13 protein-coding genes, 2 tRNA genes and 4 pseudogenes are annotated in these 13,590 nt (G+C 37.8%); 10 read left to right on the forward strand and 9 right to left on the reverse strand.

From position 1 onward, the window contains the following. Window positions 1–379: 379 nt before the first annotated feature. The 3 genes and pseudogenes from DCC39_RS08255 (at window position 380) to DCC39_RS08260 (ending at window position 2,254) form a co-directional block, all read left to right on the forward strand. Window positions 380–1,294 (forward strand): annotated as a pseudogene (locus DCC39_RS08255) (class I SAM-dependent methyltransferase). Between the two features lie 104 nt (window positions 1,295–1,398). Then, window positions 1,399–1,473, forward strand: a pseudogene (locus tag DCC39_RS19415) (RNA-guided endonuclease TnpB family protein); the annotation flags it as partial. A gap of 211 nt (window positions 1,474–1,684) precedes the next feature. Beyond that, window positions 1,685–2,254: a GNAT family N-acetyltransferase gene (locus tag DCC39_RS08260; protein WP_116554424.1), complete on the forward strand. Its 570-nt coding sequence runs from the start codon at window positions 1,685–1,687 to the stop codon at window positions 2,252–2,254. Between the two features lie 106 nt (window positions 2,255–2,360). Here DCC39_RS08260 and DCC39_RS08265 read toward each other — a convergent pair. The 6 genes from DCC39_RS08265 to DCC39_RS08290 all read right to left on the reverse strand — a co-directional run bounded on the left by DCC39_RS08265 (window position 2,361) and on the right by DCC39_RS08290 (window position 5,344). Further along, window positions 2,361–2,434 (reverse strand) — tRNA-Pro (locus DCC39_RS08265). Window positions 2,435–2,437: 3 nt separating this feature from the next. Further along, a tRNA-Leu gene (locus tag DCC39_RS08270) sits at window positions 2,438–2,521 on the reverse strand. 319 nt (window positions 2,522–2,840) lie between these two features. After that, on the reverse strand, window positions 2,841–3,527 hold the full coding sequence (locus tag DCC39_RS08275; RefSeq protein WP_116554425.1) for a response regulator transcription factor: 687 nt from the start codon (window positions 3,525–3,527) through the stop codon (window positions 2,841–2,843). Continuing rightward, window positions 3,528–4,613: a sensor histidine kinase gene (locus DCC39_RS08280; RefSeq protein ID WP_116554426.1), complete on the reverse strand. Its 1,086-nt coding sequence runs from the start codon at window positions 4,611–4,613 to the stop codon at window positions 3,528–3,530. A gap of 71 nt (window positions 4,614–4,684) precedes the next feature. Next, window positions 4,685–4,930, reverse strand: coding sequence for a DUF5957 family protein (locus DCC39_RS08285; RefSeq protein WP_116554427.1), 246 nt, complete (start codon window positions 4,928–4,930; stop codon window positions 4,685–4,687). 3 nt (window positions 4,931–4,933) lie between these two features. After that, window positions 4,934–5,344: a DUF6220 domain-containing protein gene (locus DCC39_RS08290; RefSeq protein WP_240613581.1), complete on the reverse strand. Its 411-nt coding sequence runs from the start codon at window positions 5,342–5,344 to the stop codon at window positions 4,934–4,936. A 294-nt stretch (window positions 5,345–5,638) separates the two neighbouring features. Between DCC39_RS08290 and DCC39_RS08295 the strand changes: the two genes are divergently transcribed. Next, the gene (locus DCC39_RS08295) at window positions 5,639–6,196 is read left to right on the forward strand and encodes a hypothetical protein (RefSeq protein ID WP_116554429.1); all 558 of its coding nucleotides are present in this window, start codon (window positions 5,639–5,641) and stop codon (window positions 6,194–6,196) included. Between the two features lie 130 nt (window positions 6,197–6,326). Here the strand turns inward: DCC39_RS08295 and DCC39_RS08300 are convergent, their stop codons facing one another. Next, window positions 6,327–6,833 carry a DUF4188 domain-containing protein gene (locus DCC39_RS08300; RefSeq protein WP_116554430.1) on the reverse strand — a complete coding sequence of 169 codons (507 nt, stop codon included), beginning with the start codon at window positions 6,831–6,833 and terminating at the stop codon, window positions 6,327–6,329. Between the two features lie 2 nt (window positions 6,834–6,835). Next, window positions 6,836–7,390 (reverse strand): PadR family transcriptional regulator, encoded by a 555-nt coding sequence (locus DCC39_RS08305; protein ID WP_116554431.1) that lies wholly within the window; start codon window positions 7,388–7,390, stop codon window positions 6,836–6,838. Between the two features lie 460 nt (window positions 7,391–7,850). Here DCC39_RS08305 and DCC39_RS08310 point away from each other — a divergent pair, with 460 nt between their 5' ends. Together DCC39_RS08310 and DCC39_RS19420 are read left to right on the forward strand one after the other, a co-directional pair. Further along, entirely contained in the window at window positions 7,851–10,304 is a 2,454-nt protein-coding gene (locus tag DCC39_RS08310) for a transglycosylase domain-containing protein (RefSeq protein WP_116554432.1), read from the forward strand. A gap of 108 nt (window positions 10,305–10,412) precedes the next feature. Then, a pseudogene (locus tag DCC39_RS19420) lies at window positions 10,413–10,762 on the forward strand (ring-cleaving dioxygenase); the annotation flags it as partial. Between the two features lie 401 nt (window positions 10,763–11,163). On the opposite strand, the pseudogene DCC39_RS08320 reads toward DCC39_RS19420, so the two are convergent. Further along, window positions 11,164–11,433, reverse strand: a pseudogene (locus DCC39_RS08320) (alpha/beta hydrolase); the annotation flags it as partial. Window positions 11,434–11,715: 282 nt separating this feature from the next. Between DCC39_RS08320 and DCC39_RS08325 the strand changes: the two are divergent. The 4 genes from DCC39_RS08325 to DCC39_RS08340 all read left to right on the forward strand — a co-directional run bounded on the left by DCC39_RS08325 (window position 11,716) and on the right by DCC39_RS08340 (window position 13,576). Beyond that, window positions 11,716–11,976: a hypothetical protein gene (locus DCC39_RS08325; RefSeq protein ID WP_116554433.1), complete on the forward strand. Its 261-nt coding sequence runs from the start codon at window positions 11,716–11,718 to the stop codon at window positions 11,974–11,976. A gap of 26 nt (window positions 11,977–12,002) precedes the next feature. Continuing rightward, complete coding sequence (locus DCC39_RS08330; RefSeq protein WP_116554434.1) at window positions 12,003–12,248, forward strand: hypothetical protein; 246 nt, start codon at window positions 12,003–12,005, stop codon at window positions 12,246–12,248. Window positions 12,249–12,329: 81 nt separating this feature from the next. Next, entirely contained in the window at window positions 12,330–12,728 is a 399-nt protein-coding gene (locus DCC39_RS08335) for a hypothetical protein (RefSeq protein ID WP_116554484.1), read from the forward strand. 47 nt (window positions 12,729–12,775) lie between these two features. Beyond that, a complete protein-coding gene (locus DCC39_RS08340; RefSeq protein WP_116554435.1) occupies window positions 12,776–13,576 on the forward strand; it encodes a leucine-rich repeat domain-containing protein in 801 nt (266 codons plus the stop codon). The last annotated feature ends 14 nt before the right edge of the window (window positions 13,577–13,590 follow it).

Genomic DNA, 13,590 nt, shown 5'->3' on the forward strand with positions numbered 1-13,590 from the left:
TCGCAAACAAATTGCACGATAAAGTCTACAGGAATGAAAAAGTTCGGATCCCTCCCGGACCCAAAACATAAATTTCATTTTCAGTAAATCCCAATTTGTCAGCCTCATGAACTAATTTGACAACATAATCTTCAATAAAGGACTTTTTTCGTTTTTGAATAAGTTTTTCTCTTGCCCCTACAGCTGCAAACACACTAATTCCTCTCTTTGGTTTATAATTGATTTTAGGAAGTATATTTTTACAAATAATCTTCTAAGATAGCCACTCTAAATTTTTCTTGACAAAAAAATTATTTATGCTATAATCTGCATTTATGATATAATAGGATTCTCCTGGCCGGGGGAATCCTATTTTTTTGCAATGAAGGAGTGAATTTGTATGCAAGAAGGCAAGTCCAGCTTAACTTCATTAATTTCTGCTTTTGGTAGAGCCTATCACAGTCAGTTTGATACACCTAAAATCTTTGATGACTACATGGCGAAACGTTTAATTTCACAAAAAGAATGTAATGACATCAAAAAGAACATGGTTCAAGGCATACAGTTCTTCAACAAAGAAATCGCGGAAAAATATAAGGATAATACAGAAGAAATACTAAAATGGATTACACAAGTTCAACTATCACCAACGCCTTTGGCACGGGCGGCGTATTGCGAAAACGTATTACGTCATGAAGTTCGATTGGGGGTAAGGCAATATGTCATACTTGGTGCCGGATTCGATACGTTTTGTTTTCGGCATCCGGAATTGGAAAACATATTGGAAATATTTGAAATTGATTACCCTGCAACACAGGAGTTTAAAAAGAAAAGATTAGAGGAAGTGAATTTCAAAATACCGAGTAATCTTCATTTTGTCCCGATGGACTTCACCAAAACGTTTTCCTATCAAAAACTGATAAATGAGGGCTTTGATAACCAAAAAACGTTCTTTAGTCTGTTAGGCGTCTCCTATTATTTAACGAAAGAAGAATTTTCAAGTTTGATTGATCATTTATTTGCCAAAGTCCCGACAGGAAGTTCCATCGTCTTCGATTATGCTGACGAAAGGCTTTTTAAAGAAAAGGGAATGTCCAACAGAGTGGAAAACATGGTGAAAATGGCTGCAGCTGGCGGGGAGCCAATGAAATCGTGTTTTTCCTAATCTGAAGTCGAGAATCTGTTAGAGAAGTCAGGTTTACTCATCTATGAACATTTAACGCCTGCTAAAATCAATGAGCTTTATTTTAGCAATCGTAAAGATTATCTAACCGCCTTTGAAACGATTCATTACATTCATGCTGTAAAGAAGTAAAACAAAAAAGTGAAGCATAAGACAGCTAGAAACCTTCTGAATGATCCATGGTCTTGTTCAGGATAATAAAACAGTATCCGTAGCAGTTGGTGCAGATGAATGGAAATGGAAATATTGCCTTTGTAGGAAACAAAATCAAACTTCCAAAACTGGGCCTTGTTCGATTGGCCAAAAGCCGATCTAAATTAAAATTCTCTTTGTACTTTTTTATAACTACTTAGGATGCGTAAGTTGAAATAAATACTACTAAATCATTTAGGTAAGAGGAAAATAATATATTGGATTGTATCTATACCTATCATTGGGTGCAATTTTATTTTAATGGAAGAATAGAAAATAAAAATGGAATCATAACTAAGGATGGATAAATAAACAAAAGGAGCGTCACCAATGAGCTGGTATGAAGAATTGAATACGTATTTTCCCGTCGATGAAATGAAATCGAAAAGGCAATTTGATGCTCTATTATCAGAAAAAGAAGAGATATACCGTAAAGACGAGGGACAATATCACGTTTTAATTTACGCAGAGTTCGAAACTTTTATATTTATCGATTTTGTATGGGTCTCAGAAAAATCAAGAGGCAAAGGGATTGGCCATCAATTAATGGCAAAGCTGAAAGCTAAAAATAAACCAATCATTTTAGAAGTGGAACCGATTGATGAAGACGAACGGGATACGGAAAAGAGACTTCGTTTTTATAAGCGGGAAGGATTTAAACATGTACTGCCCATTGTTTATAAACATCAAGATTTTATAAGAAATAAAGAGACCCAATTGGAAATATTGTACTGGGCAAATAGCGAGGTATCTGAAAGGGCCATTTTTGAAGATATGAAGAAAGTATACGAACAGATTCATTCTTATAAAGTGAAAGAAATATATGGATACACCCCAAAACCTACGAGCGACGTTGTACGCTTTGAAGAAAATCGGGGTTTGCAAAATATTCTCCTATAACTGTATATCTTGATCGCAATCAATGATGATCGGGGTTTGTTAGAAAATTTTGTACATAGAAGGTATTACTGTGTTCACTTTTTGCATAATCGCTATATTTTTAAAATCGGAATGACAGGATTTGAACCTGTGGACTCTTGGTCCCGAACCAAGCGCTCTACCAAGATGAGCCACATTCCTAGATGCCGTGGGTGGGAGTCGAACCCACACGAGATGTACTCTCACTAGATCCTGAATCTAGCGCGTCTGCCTTTCCGCCACCACGGCTTGTTTTCGCTTTATTATCATAACATAATCTCTATACATTTGAGTGAAAAACGACTCAGTTTATTAGAGGAATTTTTGGGATTTTTTCCCCAAAACCGTTTTCAGTTGGGCATCTACCTCCCCTCTATTCAAAGTAACATACCAAAGAGAGTGTTGAGCCAAAAGCTATTTTCAAATACGAAACACTTTGAGAGACATGTAGAGCAACCCTTCAGTTCATTGCTGAACAAAATCCATCCTTCAGAATTTAGTCATGAGAGGTTCATTTCTGTGAGATTGAATACAATGGAAAGAAAAACTTTTAGCACTAGCGGATATGTCAATTTTTAAATCGATAACCAACACCCCAAATCGTTTCGATAAATTGAGGATTGGAAGGGTCAATCTCAATTTTTTCTCTAATCTTCCTGATATGAACCGTAACGGTTGTCATGTCTCCAATCGAATCAAATCCCCAAATGCGTTCAAATAGATGTACTTTGCTGAATACGATGTTCGGGTTTGCCGCCAAAAATTGTAATAAATCGAATTCCTTTGCGGTAAATATTTTCTCTTCCCCTTTAATATACACCCGTCTTGAGTCACCTTGAATGAGGAGGCCCCCGATTTGAATGTCACTGCGTTGATGGCCGCGATTGATTAAACGGTTATATCTTGATATGTGGGCTTTTACTCTCGCCACTAACTCATTTGGATTAAATGGCTTTACGATGTAATCATCGGCACCCCGGTCAAATCCCCGAATCTTATCTATATCTTCTTTTCTGGCTGTTACCATTAGAATGGGTATATCCAATGTTTGCCGCAATTTTTTGCATAATTCAAATCCATCAATCCCGGGAAGCATTAAATCTAAAAGAATAAGATCATAGTTGTCAGTCATTGCGAGTTTTAATCCTTCTTCAGCAGTTGTTGCAATATCACTTTCAAAGCCATTTACTTCTAAATAATCTCGTTCCAATTCTGCAATGTTTTGTTCATCCTCAATGATTAATATCTTTTGCATTTATGTCACCTTTTTTAGATTGAAGTATATACTTGTGCCTTTTCCTAATTTACTATCAGCCCAAATGGTCCCGCCATGCTCTTCAATTATTTTCTTAACAATGGATAATCCAAGTCCACTGCCTCCGGTGGAAGAGTTTCTCGAAGAATCTGTACGATAAAAACTTTCAAAAATGAAAGGGATATCTTCTTTGCTTATGCCGCCTCCATTATCCTTCATTTCTACAATCACTTCAGTAGGACTAGATAATAACCGCACCTGGATTTTTTTGTGATTTTTATCCATATACTTCAAACTGTTTTGGAGAATATTTGTTACAACACGTTTCAATTTCTCCCTGTCAGCTTCGACGATATAGGAATCTTCCTTATTAGCTAAAAGGGTTGCCGTACCATTGTCTTTTTCTAAATTGAATGCTAATTCATCAACAAGATCAGCAAAAAAAGAATATAAATCTACTTTTTCAAAATGAAATGGCAGCCGCTGTAAATCCAGCTTGGAGTATAAAAATAATTCGTCTAGTAGGCGATCCATATCATTTGCTGTTTTATGAATCGTTTGCATATAACGTTCTAATTTTTCTGGGGTATTTGCCACTCCATCTTGAATCCCTCTAATATAACCTTTTATTGAAGTTAAAGGTGTTTTTAAATCATGCGAGATACTGGCAATCAGTTCTTGGCGGTTTTTTTCGTATTGTTGCTGAGCCGCCTTTGCGTCTTTAAATTTTAAACGCATCGCCTCAAATGTATTGCTAAGCTCGCCAAGTTCATCTTTTTTATTGGATTTTACGCTGTATTCTAAATCACCTTCACTGATTTTATTTGCCGCAAGGGATAGTTTTTTAATTGGGGTTATGATGCTTTTCGACATATAATAAGTCAGTAATCCATTTGTTATAACCAATATGAGTACCATTGCAACAAATCGAATACTAATAAACAGGGTTAACTCCGTACCTTGAGGGTTTCCTTTAAAAACGACGAACAGTAAGTACCCCAAAATGATTTCTACTAAAAAGAAACCTATAATCGGAATTACAATCATCCCTATATTAGATAAAATTAATCGCTTCCTTATTGACAATGTGATCACCTACATATTGTTTAAAAGTATTGGATAAAAGTTATTGCTTTATTATAATAAAAAGATGATGATCAGTTAAGAAATAAGACCGTCAAGAGTGCTTGACAGCCTTTATGATTAAATGATTTTGGAATTTTCTTATTGGTCCAGATTGGTACGACTATCGCACAGAGAAAAGCAGTGAAATAAGGAAGAAACTTAATGCCGATTGGTTCGTCAAATAAAAACATTCCAAATACGCCAATGAATCCAGATAATACAATTCCGAGAATAAAATCTCCAATGGCCCCCGTAAATACGGCTAAAACCAACTGCATATTTCAGTCCTCCCTTTCTGGTTTTTTCATGATCAAATGCCACGATTTTAAAACGATCGAATACGATAGAACAAATAACAGAATGCCTATAACAGGATGCAAAGCACCCGCCCAAGGTAGCATTACTTTAATATTTGCGGTATAGTACATAAAGAAAATGGAAACTAACACACCGAAGAGTTGCCAGTATGCCCATCTTGGCATAGCTCCGACAACAGCGAAAATGAACATTAAAACGGGTACATTAAACCCGAACAAATGGACAAATATCATGTGCTTCATCCAAGCCCCTGGGTTTAAGAAAATGGCCATTCCAGCAAAAAAAACTTGGGCTATGATGCATAGTGTAAAAATGATGGCTAATGCGAAATAAATGATTCTCCCGACACGAATTCTAGTATTGTTTACCTCCAAGTTCATTACCTCCTGTATTTTCAATATGAGTACATCATACGAGGCAATTCTAAATCTCTTCTTATGAAATTCTTAAATAATTATTAAATCAGAGGGTTGGATGCAGCTCACTATACCCAATAAGTACATCAGCTGGGAAAATCATTTTAACATTTATCCCGGTGCAACCGTCCGTAAGACTTCCATTAATGGAAATCTTGCCTCATCATTTTATAGAACCCTGTACACGATAATGCTATATAATAAAGAATATATTATTGTACAAGGATAGGTTGATAAAAGAAGGTGATTTTTGTGATAAAGCGAACTGATAAATGGACGGTCATTCGGAACTTTGCGATGACAGGGGTGCAGGATGCAGGAAGAATTGCACTTTTAGGTTTTCTCGCCGGGAGGCTTGACCGTATTTCTTTTGTTCGGTCGTTGGAGCATTCGAGAGTTGGAGTGAGAATGTCCACCAAACGATTTGGCTTATGGCCGAGAATCTCGTATATGGGATTCATTCATGATGTGCAGTTGCCCGATCCTTTTCTGTTTATCGCCGGGATGATAGACAGTGATGAAATGATTGATGTCCTTTTAGAATTTGACGGGGCTGACCAGGCAGAGTGGTTTCAGAAAGTATTAGTTGATTCAGCTGCAGACAAGCGTTTGCAACCTGAGGAACAGTTGGCGAACTTGCGCGATCAGATTGACCAAATCCTTGATATTTATTCTGATATCCAGCAGCAATTAAAAGAGGGGGCAGGTGAGCGGGAAAAAGACTTGAAGAAATTCCTGGAGATGGCTGAAAAAGACATGGCCCGCTTGAATAGAGAGATAAATCAAATAGAAAAAGGTGAAAATCCTTAAACAGAGAGGTAGTTATGAATAAAAAATAGACATGAACTAAAACAGGTTTAACATTCGAAAATCAATGTTTTTAACCTGTTTTTTTCTGTTTTTATGTCAAAGTTAGGAGAAAGGTTAAAGCCGCTTTATGTTAATGATTCGATTGTTTAAGGTTTGTTCCTGATGTGCTTTTGAGTCGCTTTTGAGCTGAGATGCGTTCCGCTGTAATGGGGATATGTTTCATTGCTTTGCCTAGACCGTAAAGAGGCATATTCCCATATACCGATTCGTAATTTCCCTTTTTCAGCTCATACGTTTCATGATAGATTCCGACCGCATTATTATTTCCGACTTTCTTATTAAAGTTCTTCCATGCAACCAAATGCTTTTCCCCCTTTGCATAAGCCAATAGATCAGCTATTGAGCGCCAGTATTGGATCATGACAGTTGTTCTAAGGCCAAAATAACTTTCCATCGATAAAAAGCCTAACTCTTCCTTTTTGGTATAAAGCTCCTTAATCATCCCAGGCATCGCGTTAAATACTGGTAGCCATTTGTGCACTGCATATCGTTTGTTAATCCGCATGCCGATAAGAAACACGACAATGTCTTCTTCATTCTCCGTTGTATAACGTCCGGTATAAATTTGTTTCGCCATATTTAATTTCCCCCTTTTAAAAACTGTTCCATTGTTGCGCCACACCATTCAATAGCAGCCTTTGTTATCCGTTTCCCATAATCTAAGGTGAACAGCCAATACGTAGCATCTTCTCTGTCATGCTTGTTGGTGGAAATTATCTGTTCAATACCGCTATACGTTTCGAAACGTTCTTCCAATTTTCGTTTGTAATCCCTAAGGTGCAATAATGTATTCTCCTTCGACCGGTGGCGTCCAAAAAATAATTTAAGCAAAATCTCATTCCGCTCGACAGGTATTTGCTCGACAGGCTTCTCCAACCATTCCTTTAAGGCAATGTTTCCTTTTTGTGTAAGGTGATACTCTTTTCGATCTGGCTTCCCTTCCTGAGAAGAAATATGGACTGTGGCTAACTCTTCCTCCACAATCAGTTTTAGTGTTGGATAAATCTGTCCATAACTAATTTTCCAGAAATGATTTAAACTTTGGTCGATTAGTTGCTTAATTGCATATCCTGATTTGCATTCTGTCGTTAAGATTCCAAGAATTGCATAGGTTGTATGATTATATTTTTTCAAAAGAATCACCCTATCTAATTGATATGTATCTTTTTGATATATAGTACCAAAAAATTCGGAAAATAACAAGGGAAACTTGATGAGTTTAAATACAGCGATTAAGATGGCAGTCTTCCTTCTAAATTGCAATTATGTAAAAAAACATTCGCTAATCCGCCCCTAATTTCGTCAAGATCCCTTTTTGTGGGCTCGTGGTCTTTTTCGTGTCCGATCCTTGTCTTGACTGTCTTTTTTTCCTAGTTATTTGGCGCTTCATTCCTCAAATGACGATTCATCAGTTATTATGACGAACACTTTTTAAAGGAAGACATGCAATTTCATCGTATTGGATATATACAATCATATAGTGGATAATAAACCAATTTCTTGTTCATTTTCTTAGTTTTTTTCGTGTTTATCAAAGAAAAAAATCGGGTATTACATCAAGGGTTATGATTACATAAGTAGGGGGAATGTGGTCATGGGGGATGGCTATCCTAGCCGCGAACAATATAAAAAACAAAGGTATCAAAGAAAAAGAATACTTGGAAAATTGGCCATTCACATTGTGATGGCATTTTTTATCTGCGTCATCTTACTTACGGGTGGCTTTGCGTATACTGCAATATCCTATGTAAAAGAAGCGCCGAAATTAAATCCCAAGCAGTTAATCGCTCCTCAGTCATCGACGATTTATGATATGAATAATAAGAAAGTAACCGATATCTCCGGAGAAGAATACCGTAAAACAGTCCCTTTGGAACAAGTGCCAAAAACAGTCCAGAATGCGTTTTTATCTGTTGAGGATGCGAGATTTTGGGAGCATCATGGCATTGATTTCAAACGGCTTGGCGGTGCGGTCGTGGCAAATCTTAGTGAAGGCTTCGGGGCGGAAGGAGGCAGCACGATCACACAACAGCTAGTCAAGCTCTCCTTTTTATCCCCTGAAAAAACCATAAAGCGAAAGGTACAGGAAGCGTATTTAGCATTAAAATTGGAGAGGCGATACTCGAAAGAAGAAATTTTAGAAATGTACATCAATAAAGTGTATCTTGGCGAAGGTGCGTATGGTGTCGCCACGGCAGCAGAAGTGTATTTCGGAAAGTCGGTGAAGGATCTAAACATCAGTGAGGCTGCATTACTGGCAGGGCTCCCGCAAAGGCCAAGCGGCTATAATCCATTCAAATATCCCGAACTGGCTGAGAAGAGAAGAAATACAGTTCTCTCTTTAATGGAACAGCATGGCTACATATCGGAAAAGGAAAAAATGGAAGCACAATCCATTCCTGTTGGCAAGCTGCTTACAAAACGAGGGGAAAAAACCAAATATAACAGCTTTACGGATCATGTTATCGAAGAGCTGAAAGAAAAAGGAATCGACGAGAAAGCACTTTATACACAAGGACTAAAAATCTACACAACGCTTGATCCAAAAGCACAGGAATTTACCGAAAAAGTATTAACGACAAACGAGTATATTGATTATCCTGATGATAAATTCAAAGCGGGTGTCGTCCTTTTAGATACAAAAACAGGGGAAGTACGGGCAATCGGCGGCAACCGTAATTCAGAGGAAAAAGAAATCCAAAGGGGTTTCAACTATGCCACGCAAGTAAAGCGCCAGCCGGGCTCTACAGCTAAGCCCATTATGGCCTATGGACCGGCGATTGAAAAGTTAAAATGGCCTACCTACAAACAAATAAAAGATGAACAAATTGTGATGAATGGTAAAGTTTTCAAAAACTGGAACAATCGTTACCACGGATACGTATCAATACGGACGGCTTTGCAATGGTCGTATAATATCCCGGCCATTAAAGCTATGCAGGAAGTAGGCGCTGAAGAGGCCAAGCAATTTGCCGGAAAGCTTGGCATTGAATTGGATGAAGTGTATCCACCGTATGCGATTGGTGGGTTTAGAGATGGGATCTCCCCTCTTCAACTGGCCGGAGCCTATGCAGCGTTTGGAAATGAGGGTGTTTTTAACGAACCTCATACTGTACGGAAGGTTGTCTACCCTGATGGCAAGGAAAAAAACCTCCAACCGAAACCTGTACAGGCAATGAGTGATTATACGGCTTATCTGATTACGGATATGCTCAAAACGGTTGTGACAAGTGGTACAGGGCAGATGGCAAACATTCCGGGGCTGCCCTTGGCCGGGAAAACGGGTACGAATCAGCTTCCGGAGGAGATTTCCGGACCGGGAGTAAAGGATGCCTGGTTCGCCGGATACACAACTCTCTACACCGCTGCGGTCTGGACAGGGTACGATCAAACGACACAGGAAACCTTCATCCACTCAAAGGATGATGACATCGCCAAATTAATTTTTAAACAAATCATGTCTCAAGTTTCCGAAGGCAAAGAAACTCCTGATTTTACGATGCCTTCTTCGGTTGTGAGGGTAAATCAAGTTGATTTGGCAGTCAGAGGGGCCGCACCGGAAAAGAATCCTGTAATAGAAAATAAGCCACATAAAAGAAATAATGTGGAAAACAATGTACAGAACAAAGAAGAGGTTGAAAAGAAGAAGGAAGATGCCAAGGAGGAAATGAAAGAACAAGAGAAAAAGCAAGAGCGACAGAACGAACCTGATCCAAAGCAGGAAAATAAAGACCAGAAAACACCTAATAATAACAATCCTGAAAATTCAGGTCGAGAAAAGCCGGGCCAGGACAATAAGCAGCCTGTAGAAGATAAGAAGGAAAATAAACCGAAAGACAACGGGAATAACAAGGATAATAAGGAAGAAAATAAAGAGAACGACAATAAGGGCAATAATGACAAAGGCAATTCAGGAAATCAGCCGCCAGGAAATAAGGAACCCCTTCCTTCCGGGGGAAATGGCGGATCTGGAGGCGGCGGTGAGAAAAAAGGTGAAGCACCCAGCCAACCTCCTCCGTCAAAAAAAGAAAGTGAAAGTCAGAATTAAAGCTTCCTCTGTTTAAAACTAAACTGCATGATGGAAGAGTTGGACTCTCCCTTTCAGTTTAGTTTTTTACTTTTTTTATTCAGAATCCAATTTCTTCAATTAAAAAAACTTGATATAAAAAGTTTGATCGCTGTTGGACGTGGACAAATGGGAGTTGGAACCGTACACCATATTGCGTGGCGAGCAAATAACGTCAAAGACCAACTCGATTGGAAAAAGTATCTTGAAGGTTATGGATTTGGGGTAACTCCTGTAGGGACAGAAATTATTTCCATGCCATTTATTTTAGAGAGCATGGGGAAATCCTGTTTGAGATTGCGACGGATCCTCCTGGGTTCGCGCATGATGAGTCACAAGAGACAATGGGACAAACGTTCATGTTGCCTGAGCAGTTTGAGCCTTATAGAAAACAGTTCGAAAAGACTTTGTTTCCAATTGAGGTAAGAGAATTGGATTAATTTCAAGAGAGGTGGTTTTCGTGCTTTCCGTTGATTCAATAAGACAAACAGAATGGAAAATCCTGAAAGGGGATAAATGATGAAACATCTATTTCACTTCATTCAGCAAAGTCTCTCACTTCTATAAGTTGTGAGTGAAATGCAAATTGGTATTCCATTCAGTGGGGGTTCAAACCCCGGCTAAATAAAGTTAAAGCTTCCGGCGGATGCCACAGATTTTTAGAGGAAATTTATCGAGCAAGGCTCGATAAAATCTGAGCGCAAATACGCCAAGGCGCATTTGATTCAGGGGCAAAATCCAACAAAGCCGACGTTGTTATTGCTCCACGGTACAGGTGGCAATGAATCAGACCTATTGCCTTTTGTGAACATAATCAATTATTGGACAATGGAATGCCCCGGTTTTTGATTGCTGAACAGATTGGATCATTTGTCCCAACTGCAATAAAAACGAACTTCCCCGAGAAAATCAGGTAAATCAATTCCTCTTCGCGGTACCATTGGATGATGTAGGATGGCACCCTTTAAGGCATCTTTAAAGTGAAATAATAAACTTGCAGCAATGTAGCCCCGTTTGAATAACCGATTTCCATCATATTATTCCGATCAAACTTATACTTTTCTGCTGCTTCATCAAGAAATTCATGTAACTCTTTTGTTCTAGTAATAAGGTAGGTGATGCTGTGACAAAGTGGTTGAACAACTCAAAATGCGAGGGGGCTACGAAACTTTATTTTACTTGCACTATTTGTATTGATATTTACTTTTCCAGAACTGGGTGCTTTAACAGATGGCAAAAATAAAGTGGTAGCGAGGCTGCATAAACTGGGGGACTGAGGACTGTAAAATCCCTTCAGGATAATGCGCTGAAGTCAAGACTGTCTAATGGTATCATAGGAGATACACATTAATGCAATACAAGAAAAGAACGAATGAAAGGGTGTGAACGGTTTATGTTCAAGCAATTGCAGGCATTTGCAAATCAAGAGAAAATGGTGGAGATCTATACCGATATTGAAGATGGCGAGAAATTTTCCGTTGCCAAAGTATTGGATGTTTCAGAAGACTATACCATTTTAGCCAATGTTTCACCAAATGGAATGAATGACGGTTTTTCTCTTATTAAAACAGATGATATTTATCAGCTAAATACAGAAACCCGATATATACAAAATATCGAAAAGTTATATAAAGCTAAAAACAAAACCATTTAAAAATCGATATAGACAATGAAGATTTATTGATTGGATTCCTGGAATTCGCCCAAAAAAACCGTTGCGCCACATTGGTGGAACTATTTGAAAGCAGCATTGTGCAAGGCTTTATAAAAGATATTTCAGAAGATATTGTTATCGTATCCAACCTGACCGATGATGGAGATCCTGATGGCGAATCGTTTTTTAAACTTGAAGACATTTCCTTTATTTCTTGTGACAATGAAGCATTAAATTGCCTTAAGATTCTATATGAAAATACCAATATGTGATTTCAAATACTCTTTAACTTAAATAAGTGCATTTCCTGGAAATAAGGGATGCTATTTTTTTTGAAGGGAAGTGTTTTGCCTATGAAATTTCGACAAAAAGATTTCAGTGAAGAACTGAAGGGAAAAATCCGAAATACGGAATTGGCATTAAAGAGCCATGTCGAAAAACTGCTAAGCAGCTACAAGCCCATTTTTGCCGAGAAAAATGTAGATTTTGATGCCGGATTCGATAGAGAGGGAAATGACCCATTTCAGCCAGGATACAGGTCTTCCGTTTCAATTGGAATATCTGAAAATGATGAACTGATTGATTTGCATCTTCTTAAGATATGGGAATGCGATCGTTATATAGTGGGAGTGCCTACTGCAAAAAATATCCCCGGCAGCAAGATCATTGGGGAACTATTGGATGAACCGTTGGAAGAAGTGAAAAAAGAACTAAAGGAATATATTGAGGAAGTATTATATAATCTAGATTAACTCTTGGGGGACAGGAATGATAGCATCTAAAAATTGGAGGTTCATAGATGTTTCCAATTGGAGAACAGCCTGATTTTATGAAAGATTTAGATCAAATTGACGTGATGCCAGAGGAGATTGCTTTACAGGGAAAAACTAAAAATCTTGAACGATTGAAGGATTTCCCAAATATTAAAAAATTATGGTTGTTTACGGTTAACCAAGCTGAGTTTGATCTTATTCTTAAGTATGTAAGACCGAAAGAAATTTACGTTTATGAAATGAAAGTAGAAGACCTATCCGCATTAGAACACTTATCAGATACAGAGCAAATTTATTTATGTTGGAATCCAAAAGCAACGAAGCTTTGGGATTTAACTAAAAATAGAAATTTAAAAAGCTTGTTAATAGAGGATTTTAAGAAATTAAATGACTTGGAAGCTTTGCAACATGGTCATGCACTCGAAGAATTAGCATTATCAGGCGGCATATCGAATCCTTTGAACATTGATACGCTTGCCCCCCTTAAGAATTTGGCTGCTCTTAAGAATTTAAACTTAACGAACATACGGATAAAAGATAATTCTTTAGAACCCTTGGCCAAATTAACTCATTTACTGAAGCTAACCATATCAAATCAGCTTCCAACCGAAGAATATGCAAGATTATCTGTTGCTCTTCCCCATACGGAATGTGAATATTTTAAGCCATATGTAAAACTAGATAGCCCGATAGATGGCAAAGATATCATGGTCGTTGGCAAACGCAAGCCTTTCCTAAATTCATCAACCGATCTAGAAAAGCTGAAAAAATATATAAAACAGTTTCGAGAATACCAAGAAAACTTTAAAAATCAGTACAAAAAATAAAGCAGCACCAAATA

It is taken from the genome of Pueribacillus theae (genome assembly GCF_003097615.1).
In the GTDB taxonomy this organism is placed as follows: Bacteria; Bacillota; Bacilli; order Bacillales; family UBA6769; genus Pueribacillus; species Pueribacillus theae.

Coding starts and splice junctions, on each gene's coding strand:
- DCC39_RS08275 (WP_116554425.1), bottom strand. CDS start 3,527: ATGCAAAAGATATTAATCATTGAGGATGAACAAAACATTGCAGAATTG.
- DCC39_RS08340 (WP_116554435.1), top strand. CDS start 12,776: ATGTTTCCAATTGGAGAACAGCCTGATTTTATGAAAGATTTAGATCAA.
- DCC39_RS08335 (WP_116554484.1), top strand. CDS start 12,330: ATGAAATTTCGACAAAAAGATTTCAGTGAAGAACTGAAGGGAAAAATC.
- DCC39_RS08310 (WP_116554432.1), top strand. CDS start 7,851: ATGGGGGATGGCTATCCTAGCCGCGAACAATATAAAAAACAAAGGTAT.
- DCC39_RS08300 (WP_116554430.1), bottom strand. CDS start 6,833: ATGGCGAAACAAATTTATACCGGACGTTATACAACGGAGAATGAAGAA.
- DCC39_RS08285 (WP_116554427.1), bottom strand. CDS start 4,930: ATGCAGTTGGTTTTAGCCGTATTTACGGGGGCCATTGGAGATTTTATT.
- DCC39_RS08325 (WP_116554433.1), top strand. CDS start 11,716: ATGTTCAAGCAATTGCAGGCATTTGCAAATCAAGAGAAAATGGTGGAG.
- DCC39_RS08260 (WP_116554424.1), top strand. CDS start 1,685: ATGAGCTGGTATGAAGAATTGAATACGTATTTTCCCGTCGATGAAATG.